At 65.8% G+C, this 12,057-nt stretch carries 11 protein-coding genes and 1 tRNA gene; 10 read left to right on the forward strand and 2 right to left on the reverse strand.

Annotated features, from left to right (window positions below):
- Positions 1–29 precede the first annotated feature (29 nt).
- The 3 genes from ACO6D6_RS14655 (at position 30) to ACO6D6_RS14665 (ending at position 1,382) form a co-directional block, all read left to right on the forward strand.
- A tRNA-Thr gene (locus ACO6D6_RS14655) sits at positions 30–102 on the forward strand.
- A gap of 58 nt (positions 103–160) precedes the next feature.
- Complete coding sequence (locus ACO6D6_RS14660) at positions 161–715, forward strand: hypothetical protein (protein WP_484785984.1); 555 nt, start codon at positions 161–163, stop codon at positions 713–715.
- A 58-nt stretch (positions 716–773) separates the two neighbouring features.
- The gene (locus ACO6D6_RS14665) at positions 774–1,382 is read left to right on the forward strand and encodes a class I SAM-dependent methyltransferase (protein WP_484785985.1); all 609 of its coding nucleotides are present in this window, start codon (positions 774–776) and stop codon (positions 1,380–1,382) included.
- Here ACO6D6_RS14665 and ACO6D6_RS14670 read toward each other — a convergent pair.
- Positions 1,369–2,115 carry a DedA family protein gene (locus ACO6D6_RS14670; protein WP_484785986.1) on the reverse strand — a complete coding sequence of 249 codons (747 nt, stop codon included), beginning with the start codon at positions 2,113–2,115 and terminating at the stop codon, positions 1,369–1,371. The two genes, ACO6D6_RS14665 and ACO6D6_RS14670, sit on opposite strands and share 14 nt — an antisense overlap.
- 215 nt (positions 2,116–2,330) lie before the next feature.
- Positions 2,331–3,044 carry a restriction endonuclease gene (locus ACO6D6_RS14675; RefSeq protein ID WP_484785987.1) on the reverse strand — a complete coding sequence of 238 codons (714 nt, stop codon included), beginning with the start codon at positions 3,042–3,044 and terminating at the stop codon, positions 2,331–2,333.
- A gap of 721 nt (positions 3,045–3,765) precedes the next feature.
- Between ACO6D6_RS14675 and ACO6D6_RS14680 the strand changes: the two genes are divergently transcribed.
- The 7 genes from ACO6D6_RS14680 (at position 3,766) to ACO6D6_RS14710 (ending at position 12,050) form a co-directional block, all read left to right on the forward strand.
- The gene (locus tag ACO6D6_RS14680) at positions 3,766–4,863 is read left to right on the forward strand and encodes an ABC transporter ATP-binding protein (protein WP_484785988.1); all 1,098 of its coding nucleotides are present in this window, start codon (positions 3,766–3,768) and stop codon (positions 4,861–4,863) included.
- Between the two features lie 189 nt (positions 4,864–5,052).
- A complete protein-coding gene (locus tag ACO6D6_RS14685; protein ID WP_484785989.1) occupies positions 5,053–6,210 on the forward strand; it encodes a trans-sulfuration enzyme family protein in 1,158 nt (385 codons plus the stop codon).
- A gap of 217 nt (positions 6,211–6,427) precedes the next feature.
- Entirely contained in the window at positions 6,428–8,536 is a 2,109-nt protein-coding gene (locus ACO6D6_RS14690; RefSeq protein WP_484785990.1) for a pyruvate formate lyase family protein, read from the forward strand.
- A 28-nt stretch (positions 8,537–8,564) separates the two neighbouring features.
- Complete coding sequence (grcA2, locus tag ACO6D6_RS14695; RefSeq protein WP_041696198.1) at positions 8,565–8,816, forward strand: autonomous glycyl radical cofactor GrcA2; 252 nt, start codon at positions 8,565–8,567, stop codon at positions 8,814–8,816.
- Complete coding sequence (gene pflA / locus ACO6D6_RS14700; RefSeq protein WP_484785991.1) at positions 8,817–9,716, forward strand: pyruvate formate-lyase-activating protein; 900 nt, start codon at positions 8,817–8,819, stop codon at positions 9,714–9,716.
- A 34-nt stretch (positions 9,717–9,750) separates the two neighbouring features.
- The gene (locus tag ACO6D6_RS14705) at positions 9,751–10,569 is read left to right on the forward strand and encodes a nucleotidyltransferase domain-containing protein (protein ID WP_484785992.1); all 819 of its coding nucleotides are present in this window, start codon (positions 9,751–9,753) and stop codon (positions 10,567–10,569) included.
- Between the two features lie 110 nt (positions 10,570–10,679).
- Complete coding sequence (locus tag ACO6D6_RS14710; RefSeq protein ID WP_484785993.1) at positions 10,680–12,050, forward strand: DUF4032 domain-containing protein; 1,371 nt, start codon at positions 10,680–10,682, stop codon at positions 12,048–12,050.
- The last annotated feature ends 7 nt before the right edge of the window (positions 12,051–12,057 follow it).

Raw genomic sequence — 12,057 nt, forward strand, 5'->3', positions numbered from 1 at the left:
GCTCCATCCGGGCACAATTGTGCCCACCTGCCTCCGTAGCTCAGCGGCCAGAGCGCTCGCCTTGTAAGCGAGTGGTCGAGGGTTCGACTCCCTCCGGGGGCTCTGACCGGACGTTGCGGGGTTTCGCTGGTTTCGGGTTTCACTGGACGATACTGAAACCATGACTTCTGAGGATGCCGTTCCAAAACGTCCTGGGTGGTTGGTTCTGTTCGCGTGGGGCGCGTTCCTGTGCACGATACCCTCCGCCCTGTGGCGGGTTGCGATGATCATGGGGTGGCTCCCGGGCACCTCGGACCTCCGCGCCCGCGAGCTGAGTTCGAACGCCGTCGACGGCTATCTCTACGTCTACGCCCTGAGCATCGTCCAGGTGAGCTTCGGCTTCCTCGCAGTGGGGCTGGTACGCCCCTGGGGCGAGCGCATCCGCGGCTGGACGATCCCGCGTTTCATCCCCACCCTGCTCGGGATTCTCGGAGGTTTGGCGGCCACCTGGATTTTCAACATCGCCATGGTCTCGGCCATCGCCTTCGGGCTCCGGCCGGATGGAGGCACCATGAGCGGTTGGCCCCTGGTCATCATGGTCTGGTGCTATCTTCCCCTGCTGCTCTGGGGACCGCTCGCCGTGCTGTCGGCGTGCGGCTACTGGTGGGTGCGCAGACCACCCAGGACCACCGCTTCCCGGGCAGCACGGGCGGAACCGGAGGACCCGGAGGATTGACGCCCCCACCGAGCAGGGACTTCGACAATCGGGTGAACCCCGAGCACAATTGGCGTCCATGACTCCTGAGCCGAGCAAGTGGGCGCGCATGATCGCCGCGGACCCCGACCACTCCCATCGCTACATCGAACGTTTCAAGATCATGGAGGCGGCCGGGCACGACCTGTACGGCGAGGCCCGCACCGTGGACTCCATGGCACCGCGAGGTGCGCGCATCCTGGACGCGGGCTGCGGACCGGGCAGGCACGCGGGCTGGCTCCACGAACGCGGCCACCACGTGGTGGGGGTGGACGTCGATCCCGTCCTGATCGCCGCCGCGCAGGAGGATCATCCCGGTCCGGTCTTCCTGGTCGGCGACCTGGCTGAACTGGACCTGCCCGCCCGCGACGTCGAGGCGAACTTCGACATCATCCTGTCGGCCGGAAATGTGATGGGTTTCCTGGCCCCCTCGACCCGCGTCGAGACCCTGCGCCGGTTCAGGGATCACCTGGCCCCCGAGGGTCGCGTGGTCGCCGGTTTCGGTGCGGGTCGCGGCTACGAGTTCACCGACTTCCTCGAGGATGCGCAGGAAGCGGGTCTGACCCCGGAACAGGCCTTCTCCACCTGGGACCTGCGTCCCTGGCGGCCGGGCAGCGACTTCCTGGTGGCCGTCCTCACCGCGTCCTGACGGTTTTCTTGGATTTCAGGATCGCGGAACCGAGCACCACCACCAGCAGGCCGATCGCGACGTAGGTCGCGATGCGGGCGTAGGCGTCGAGCAGGCCGACCACGGGTTCCCCGATCTGCCATCCGAACCAGAAGTACAACACCAGCCAGAACCCGCCCGCCAGGAAGTCGTAGAGGAGGAAACGTTTCAGGCTGAGCCCCGTCGCCCCGGACAGCACGAAGACGACCGGCATGATGGGCAGCGGAATCGGCAGGTAGGCGATGACGAAACCCCAGGGGCCGAGTTTCTCGGCCCAACGCACGGCCCGGGCGTAGTTGCGTGCCGCGCGTTTGCTGCTGCCCGCCCAGATCTCGATCATCCCGTGGCCCCACAGCTTTCCCGCCCACCAGTAGATCCAGTCGAGTTTGATGCTGGCCAGGGCCGCCACGAGCAGCACCACCGGCCAGTGGGGCAGCCTCCCGACCCCGGCGAGCGCCCCACTGGCGGCGACGGAGACCCGGCCGCCCGTGATCATGGCGAGCACTTCGGTGGCGGAACCGAACAACCAGCCGCGCAGGGGAAGCGTCGCCAGTCCGTAGACGCTGCAGATCCCGATCCACACCATGCACGCGATGTCCGCGCGCCCCGGCTTGTGTTTCCAGGGCATGCCATCGGCCTGCCACCATTCCTTGGCGGCCTGCTCCTCACCCTCGACTTCGGGGATCTCTTCGGTGGTTCCGGGTTCCTCGCTCACCCGGCCGATGGTACGCGAGCCTCCCCGGCAACCCCAGCTCCGGCAACGGGATTCCCGCCGAGAAGCGCACACCCTGACCCAGGGACTCGTCCGGGAAACAATGGGTCAGCCATCATACGTGGGGTCACCTCCCCCGGGCCCCACGGCCATCACAGGGGTTCCCACGGCCGGCGGGGCGGTCCGCCCCTTGGACCGGGACCGGCCGCCGGTGAGATTCAGTCGAGGAAGGTGCGGGGATTCCGGATGTCGGCGGGCATGCGCGAAAGATGGTCCTCGAGCGTCAGCTGCGCTTCCTGCGCCGTCGCCCCTCGAACAGGCGGGCGGTCTCCCCAGACACGATTGCACAAAGTGACCAGGGCCGGACCGTCGACCAGTTCAATGCCGACGACCCGGGCATAGGTAATCGCCCCCTTTGAGAAAGTGGCCGTGGTCACCAGGATGAGGTGGTTGGCTCTTTCGACGGCGTTGGCTCCGAAAAGTTTCTGAAGAACGGGACGCCCGACGGAACTGACGGGCCTGAAGCATTTGCACTCGACCAAGATCTTTTCACCGCCACGAAACATCCTCAGGTCGAATCCACCATCCGCAACCGGAGGAGTGACCTCCACCCGGTATCCGAGGCAGCCGTACAGCTTCGCGCAGAATTGTTCGAACTGCGTCGGATCTCCGGAGAAGCGGCGATAGAGGCCATCGCTGGCCTCCCCCGTCCATCTCAACCGGGCTTGGCCGTTTATCCGATTGACTTTCTCCGCCTCTTCGTTCGAAAAAGCGATCTTGTGACCCATTCCACGCAACGCGATGACAAAATCGTAGAGACGCACCACGGACCGGGAAACCAACCGCCAGCGTCCGATTTCAAGTACCGAGAACCCCCTGACCACGGTGTTGTCCCGACATCTGAGGTCTCTCGTGCCGTCCTTCTTGGCCACCCGCCACTGCGGATAGTCCAGGAGGAACGCCCCGACTTCGCGAACCGCCTTGGCGGGTTTGACCCGGAACCCCCTCGGGATCGAGAGCCCGATTTCCGCTTCAGCGCGCAGTCTGCGTATTCCGGCCCGGATCGCACCAAGAACCAGCAGCAGAACCCACCCGAGCAGGATGACAGCGATTACCACCCCAACCGGAATCAGAACCGGCGCTCCCGATTCGACGAAGGTCCTCAGAAGCTGCAGAACTTGGTCGAGCATGTTTCCGCATTCCCCCAAAGATGTTCATAGGACGGAGGGAGCATACCCAACCGGATTCTCGGGATCGGCGCACCCCTCGTGTTCTTCTTCGCGACCATTCCGGAACCGGTGGTCCAAGACCCACCTGGGAACACAGCCAATGGCCCGGGAAACCCTCAGGGACCTCACCGGGCCCGCAATCTCCACGACGGGGCGGTCACCACCGCACGACCGGGCCGCGGCCGGGGCAGGACCCGGAACCACCCGACAAAACGTGCGCACCGCAGATGGCTTCCCCACACTCCATCAACGGAGGTTTCGCAGTCACGGGTCCCTCGTCGACGCGACTTTTCCGGGCATTCTTCTTACCTGAGGGTCTCCGGTTCGGGGCGTGGGGCGGCTGTTAGTCTGTCCACCGAGGAAGAGTCGCTTCCACCACTACGGATCGTCGGGCACGTACCTGCCCGTGGAAAGGAAATGTGGCATGGCCACTGTCAGCTACCGCGAAGCCTCGCGCATCTACCCCGGCTCGGATCGCGCCGCAGTCGACAAGCTCGTCCTGGAAATCGCCGATGGCGAGTTCATGGTCCTCGTCGGCCCCTCCGGCTGCGGCAAATCCACTTCACTCCGCATGCTCGCCGGCCTCGAGGAGGTCAACTCGGGCTCGATCTTCATCGGTGACCGCGACGTCACCGACCTGCCGCCGAAGGACCGCGACATCGCGATGGTCTTCCAGAACTACGCCCTCTACCCGCACATGACCGTCGCCGACAACATGGGGTTCGCACTGAAGATGCAGAACGTGCCCAAGGCGGAGCGGGAGAAGCGGGTCAAGGAGGCCGCCCACTTGCTGGGCCTCGAGGATTTCCTGTCCCGCAAACCGAAGGCCCTCTCCGGTGGCCAGCGGCAGCGCGTCGCCATGGGCCGCGCCATCGTGCGCCAGCCGCAGGTGTTCCTGATGGATGAGCCGCTGTCGAACCTCGACGCGAAGCTGCGCGTTTCCACCCGCACCCAGATCGCCGCGTTGCAGCGGCGTCTCGGCGTCACCACCGTCTACGTCACCCACGACCAGGTGGAGGCCATGACGATGGGAGACCGGGTCGCGGTGATGAAGGACGGCGTCCTGCAGCAGGTCGATTCCCCGCTGGCCCTGTACGACACCCCGAAGAACCTGTTCGTCGCGGGCTTCATCGGTTCCCCCGCCATGAACCTCATGGAGGGCAAGGTCGTCGACGGGGGCGTCCAGATCGGCGACTACGTGGTCCCCGTCGCCCGCGAGATCCTCGCGAGGGCCGCGAACGAGACCACCCTGACCCTGGGTATCCGTCCCGAATCCTTCAGGATCGCCACCGACGGCCGGGGCATTGGCCTGGACATCGCAGTCGTGGAGGAACTCGGCGCGGACTCCTACCTGTACGGCACCCTCGCCGGGCTGGGCGAGGAAGAGCTCGTCGGCGCCCAGCAGATCGTCGCCCGGGTCGGCGCCCGCCAGTCGCCGGCCAAGGGTGATGTGGTGCGGCTCGCCGCCGATCCGGAGAGCGTGCACGTGTTCAGCAACGCCACCCAGGAACGCATCTCCTGAGGCACCCCAGACAAAACGAGGTCCTGTGCCCCCCGGGGTGCAGGACCTCGTTTCGTCTACCGCCGGGCCGGGAACCGACCAAGGCCCTCCGCACGGAACCTGGACGAACCCGGTGAGATGGGTGCCCAGAACACCGCCGGGGTGCGGTAGCTTGGGGCCGGATCTGACGCCCCTGCACAGGAGACGGCCATGGCAGAACTCGGCACCTGGACCCGCGCAATGCGTTCCGGGCTCGGAACGGACACCTCCCACAGGGCGGTGGTGCCCCCCATCCACCTCTCGACGAACTACGTCTTCGCGGCCCCCGGGGAACCGGGCAACTACGACTACTCCCGCGCCGGCAATCCCACCCGCGACCTCCTCTCGGATGCCTTGGCGACCCTGGAGGGTGGAGCCGCCGCCACCGTGGTGGCAACGGGCCTGGCGGCCGTGACTCTGCTGGTCGAGGAGTTGGTCCCGGTCGGCGGCGTGGTGGTCTGCCAGCACGACTGCTACGGCGGAACCTGGCGGCTGCTGAACCACCACGCCACCCGGGGCCGCCTGGATGCCCGTTTCGTGGACTTCAACGACCCTCGGGCCTTCACCGCCGCTCTCGATGGAGCCTCCATGGTGCTGGCGGAAACCCCGTCGAACCCGCTGCTGCGGATCACCGACCTGAGGGCCGTCGCCGAGGCCACCCACGCCGCCGGTGCGCAACTGGTGGCGGACAACACCTTCTGCTCACCGCTGCTGCAGCGCCCCCTCGACCTCGGCGCCGATTACGTGCTGCACTCCACCACCAAGTTCATCAACGGGCACTCCGATGTGGTCGGGGGGGCCGTGGTCACCCGCGACCCCGAGGCCGCGGAGCACGTGGGTTGGCTGGCCAACGCCCTCGGACTGACCGCCGGCGCCTTCGATTCCTACCTGACGCTGCGGGGGTTGCGGACCCTGGATGCCCGCATCCGGATGCACGCGCTCAACACCGAGGCGGTCGTCGACGCCGCACAGGGGCATCCCGCCGTCGCCGCCCTGCACTGGCCCGGACTGGAAACCCATCCGGGACACGAACTGGCCGCCAGGCAGCAGTCCGGGTTCGGGTCGCTGCTGAGCATCGACCTGGCAGGTGGCCGTCCCGCCGCCGAGCGTTTCCTGGCGGGGCTGCAGGTCTTCCACCTGGCGGAGTCGTTGGGCGGGGTGGAGTCGCTGATCTGCCATCCTGCGACCATGACCCACGCCGGCATGAGCCCCGAGGCCCGCGCGGTCGCCGGGATCGGCGACGGCCTGCTGCGTCTCAGCGTCGGCCTGGAGGCTGCCGAGGACCTGGCGGCGGCCGTCACCGAGGCCCTGGACAGGGCGCAGGGCTAGGGGAATTGCGGGCGGATCCCCTGCGTTGCACGCCCGCGGAGCCCCGCTCGGCTCATCCTCCTTGGGAAGCGGAAACAGGCATGGTTAGACTAGCCGGACAATCGATACACAAAACGCTCATCGCCGCGCAAAAACTCATCGCTACGTCCACGGCCCCGCCCAGTGCACCACGATGGTCCGGTCGCGTCCGATGACCCGATTTCAAGGAAAGACGTCTATGACTCTTCTCACGGAAACCGTCCCCGAAAACGCATCCCCCGTCGATCCCTGGGAGGGTTTCACCCCCGGGCCTTGGCGGGAGACGATTGACATCCGGGATTTCATCCAGCGCAACTACACCCCTTACGCAGGGGACGCCTCGTTCCTGGCCGGCCCGACAGCCAAGACGCTGCGGATATGGGAGACCCTGGAGAAGGAATACCTGTCGGTCGAGCGCGCCCGGCGTGTCTACGGCGTGGACACCGAAACCCCCGCGGACATCGACGCCTTCGCCCCCGGCCACATCAGTGAGGACGACGACGTGGTCGTCGGTCTGCAGACCGACACCCCGCTGAAGCGGGCGATGATGCCCAATGGTGGCTGGCGCATGGTGGAGACCGCGATCCGCGAGGCGGGCAAGGAACCCAACCAGGATGTCAAGGACATCTTCACCAAGTACCGCAAGACCCACAACGAGGCGGTCTTCGACATCTACACCCCCCGCATCCGCGCCGCCCGTTCCGCGCACGTGATCACCGGCCTTCCCGACGCCTACGGCCGTGGCCGCATCATCGGTGACTACCGCAGGGTCGCGCTGTACGGGGTGGACAAGCTGATCGAGTTCAAACAGGCCGACAAGGCCGCCGTGGACGAGGCCCCGTTCTCGGAGCACTGGGCACGGTTCCGTGAGGAGCACTCCGAGCAGATCAAGGCGTTGAAGAAGCTCAAGACCATGGCCGCCAGCTACGGCTTCGACATCTCCGGTCCCGCGCGCAACGCGAAGGAGGCCGTGCAGTGGACCTACTTCGGGTACCTGGCCTCCGTGAAATCGCAGGACGGCGCCGCCATGAGCATCGGGCGGCTGTCCGCGTTCTTCGACTGCTATTTCCAGCGCGACCTCGACGCGGGTCTGATCACCGAGGAGGACGCCCAGGAGATCATCGACGCCCTGGTGATCAAGCTGCGGATCGTGCGTTTCCTGCGCACCATCGAGTACGACCAGATCTTCTCCGGCGATCCCTACTGGGCCACCTGGTCGGACGCGGGCATCGGTGAGGACGGCCGTTCGCTGGTTACCAAGACCTCGTTCCGCCTGCTGCAGACGTTGCGCAACCTGGGGCCCGCCCCGGAGCCGAACATCACGATCTTCTGGGACCCGAAGCTGCCCGAGGGATACAAGGAGTTCTGTGCCGCGATCTCGATCGAGACCTCGTCGGTGCAGTACGAGGCAGATGAACAGATCCGCTCCCACTGGGGCGATGACGCCGCCATCGCATGCTGCGTGTCCCCGATGCGGGTGGGCAAGCAGATGCAGTTCTTCGGTGCCCGCATGAACGCCGCCAAGACCCTGCTTTACGCCATCAACGGTGGCCGCGACGAGATGAGCGGCAAGCTGATCGTCCCCGACCACGAGGGGGTCGTGGGCGATGGTCCTCTCGACTTCGACGATGTGTGGATGCGCTACGAGAAAATGCTCGACTGGGTGGCCGCCACCTACGTGGAGGCCCTCAACATCATCCACTACTGCCACGACCGCTACGCCTACGAGTCGATTGAGATGGCGCTGCACGACTCCGACATCGTGCGCACCCTGGGTTGCGGCATCGCGGGCCTGTCGATCGTCGCGGATTCGCTGTCGGCCATCAAGTACGCCAAGGTGACCCCGGTGCGTGACGAGACGGGACTCGTCGTCGACTACATCACCGAGGGCGACTTCCCCACCTACGGCAACGACGACGACCGGGCCGACGAGATCGCCGCCGCCATCGTCCACACGGTGATGAGCAAGATCAAGGAGATCCCGCTCTACCGCGACGCCGTACCGACCCAGTCGGTGCTGACGATCACCTCCAACGTGGTCTACGGCAAGGCGACGGGATCGTTCCCCTCGGGTCACAAGGCCGGCACCCCGTTCGCTCCGGGCGCCAACCCCGAGAACGGCGTGGACAATCACGGTATGCTCGCCTCGATGCTCTCGGTGGGCAAGCTCGATTACTCCGACGCCCTGGACGGCATCTCCCTGACCAACACCATCACCCCGTCCGGCCTCGGCCGCACCAAGGAAGAACAGGTCAACAACCTCGTGGGCATCCTCGACGCCGGTTTCGTGCCCGAGGACTGCTGCTGATTCATCAACCAACCCAGGAGAAAGAAAAATGGCAATCAAAACCTTTGACGAGCGTATTTCCGACATGAAAGCGGCCCGCGAGGTCCGCGGTGACGTGCCTGGCCTGTTCCACGCCAACATCAACGTGCTCAACCGCGAAACCCTCGAGGACGCCATGGAGAACCCGGAGAAGTACCCGAGCCTGACGGTGCGCGTCTCCGGCTACGCCGTGAACTTCGTCAAGCTCACCAAGGAACAGCAGCGCGACGTGCTGTCCCGTACCTTCCACCAGGGTTCCTGAGTGACCCAGACGACGGCATCGGCCGCAGCCGACGGGGTCACGGGCGAATACCGCCCCCAACCAGTTGTGTTGGATACCCCCCGGCTGCGGCCCGGTGGTTTCGGTGTGGCGGGCATCGACATCACCGACGATCTTGAACGCCACGACCACTTGGAGCAGGTGCGCTCCGGTGAGTTGGCGTCCATGCACTCGTGGGAGTTGGTGACCGGCGTCGACGGTCCCGGTACCCGGATGACGGTGTTCCTCTCGGGATGCCCGCTGCGCTGCCTGTACTGCCACAACCCAGACACCATGTTCGCCGCCAAGGGCCAGCCGGTGCGGCTCGGCGACCTGGTGGGCCGGTTGAAGCGTTACCGGAGGATCTTCCGCACCACGGGAGGCGGCCTCACGGTCTCGGGGGGCGAGCCCCTGATGCAACCCGCCTTCGTGGGTCGGCTGCTGCACGAGGCGAAGCAGCTTGGCATCCACACCGCGATCGACACCTCCGGTTTCCTGGGCGTCAACGCCTCCGATGCGCTCCTCGACGACCTCGACCTGGTGCTGCTGGACATCAAATCCGGTATCCCCGAGGTGTACCGGAAGGCCACCGGTCGGGAGCTGCAACCGACCCTGGACTTCGCGCAGCGCCTGTCGGAGCGCGGCACCGAGGAGGTGTGGATCAGGTTCGTGCTGGTTCCGGGCCTCACCGACGCCGTCGAGAACGTGGAGGCCGTGGCCGGGATCGTGGAACAGATCTCCGTCGTGACCCGGGTGGAGGTGCTGCCCTTCCACCAGATGGGGCGTGACAAGTGGGCGACCCTGGAGCTGCCCTACGAACTGGCCGACACCTCACCGCCGTCGAAGGAACTGACCGAGCGGGTCAGGAACCAGTTCCGGGCGCGGGGAATCACCACCTACTGACGAACCACAACGCAGCCGCCCCTACCATGTCGGCATGATCTGCACCCTCACCGACGACTTCGACGCGGCAACCGTGGAAAGGATCCAGGCCCGCCTGGACGGGGTGGAACGCGACCACCGCGTCCGAGTGCTGTGGGCGGTCGAGTCCGGCAGCCGAGCCTGGGGGTTCCCGTCCCCGGATTCCGACTACGACTGCCGGTTCTTCTACGTGCGACGCCACGACGACTATCTGTCGCCGTGGCGTCCGCGGGATGTCATCGAGACCCCCTTGGACGGCGTGCTCGATGTCAACGGCTGGGACCTGATCAAGGCAGTCCGGCTCGCCGCGCGCAGCAACGCAACCGTCCTGGAGTGGCTGCGTTCACCGTTGGTCTACCGCGGACAGCCCGCGTTCGCCGAGGAGCTGCTGGACGTGTGCCGCGATGTGGTGGACCACAATGCCATCCGACGGCACTACTTCCACGCCGGCCGCGCCCACTGGAACCGTTCGGGCGCTGCGGAGGGCGAAAAGGTCTCCCTGAAGAAATTGTTCTACGCCATCCGCCCCGCGGCGGCCCTGCACTGGACGCGCACGCTGGGTTCCCCGGTTCCCCCGATGAACCTGTCGGCGCTGCTCGAGGAAGCACCCCCGGCCGAGGACGTCATCGACGCGATCACCGCCTTGGTCCGGGCCAAGGCGGTCACCCGCGAACTCGGGGAGGGCGTCGTCCCGGAACCCATCCGCAGGTTCGTCCTGCACGAGTTCGGGCTGGTCGCAAAAACCGACGTTCCGCACCTGGGACCCGAGATCCGGGAGAGGGCGTCTGCGGCCTTCACCGATCTGCTCAGGCGATTCGCACCGGTATGTGTATAGAGGCTCCAGACCCAAGTCGATAAATACCTTTGTCACGAATAGAACATTCGACAATTGGGAAGAAAGTTCAAATGGAGCCCGATATCACCGGGAGCGGGTAGTGTTGGTTTGTGCCTAGATTCCTAGCTGCCAAGCCAGATGCAGCGTTGATCCGGCTGCCTTGGAACACGCCACTGGAGGCGTGGCCGACGCAGCACTTGGTGGCGCTGCCCAGAGGCATCTCCCGGCACGTGGTCCGTTTCATCCAGGTGGGTGACGAGATCCTTGCTGCCAAGGAGATCCTGGAGGAGGTGGCGGTACATGAATACCGCCAGTTGACCGAGCTGAGACGCTTGGGCGTACCGTCCGTTGAACCCGTGGGGGTGGTTCTCGGGCGGCAGACCAACGACCAGGAGCCTTTGGATCCGATCCTTCTGACCCGGCACCTGCCGTTCTCCCTGCCCTACCGGGCGTTGTTCTACTCGGGTGTGAAACTGGACACGGTCAACCGGCTGTTGGACGCCATGGTGGCGTTGTTCGCCCGGCTGCACCTGACCGGTTTCTACTGGGGAGACGTGTCCCTGTCGAACATCCTGTTCCGGCGTGACGCCGGCGAGTTCGCCGCCTACCTGGTGGACGCCGAGACCGGTGAGGTGCATCCCTCCCTGACCGCCGGGCAGCGCGCCCACGACCTGGAAATCGCACGAACGAACCTGTTCGGCGAGTTCTGCGACCTGGAGGCAGGCGGAATGCTGGATCCCTCCTTGGATCCGCAGTGGCTGGTGGACACCATCGAGGAGCGCTATCAGAGCCTGTGGGCGGAGTTGACGGGTGTCGAGGAGTTCAGCGACTCCGAGATATATCGCCTCGAGGGCCGGGTGCGTCGCCTGAACGCGCTCGGGTTCGACGTCGCCGAGATCGACGTGCAGACCTCCCCCGACGGCCGCACCATCCGCATGCAACCGAAGGTGGTCGAGGCCGGACACCACGCACGGCGCCTGATGCGCCTGACCGGCCTGGATGCGGAGGAGCACCAAGCGCGTCGGCTGCTCAACGACATGGACACCTTCCGGGCGAAGCTGCCCGGGAACATGAGCGAATCGGTGATGGCCCACAAGTGGCTGACGGAGGTCTTCGAACCCGCCGTCACCCGCATCCCGGCCCATCTGGAGGGCAAACGCGAACCGGCGCAGTTCTTCCACGAGCTGCTGGACTACCGCTGGTACCAGTCGCAGCGGGAGAACCGGGAGGTCTCCATCGAGGAGGCAGCCGCTGGCTACATCGCGGACGTGCTGGCAACGCTGCCCGACGAGCACATGAGCAACGTGGAACCCGTCGGACAGGAACTGGCCAACAAGTACGACCCGTCACAGGGATTCGTGGACGACCAGTACGAGAAGCCCTACGATCCGTGGGAGGACGAGGCCAACGATCCGGCCATCCCCGTCACCTTCGGTTTCGACATCGATGCCCTGCGCGCCAAGGCGGCCCGGGATTCCTGACCATCCC

This window comes from Arachnia sp., assembly GCF_057238465.1.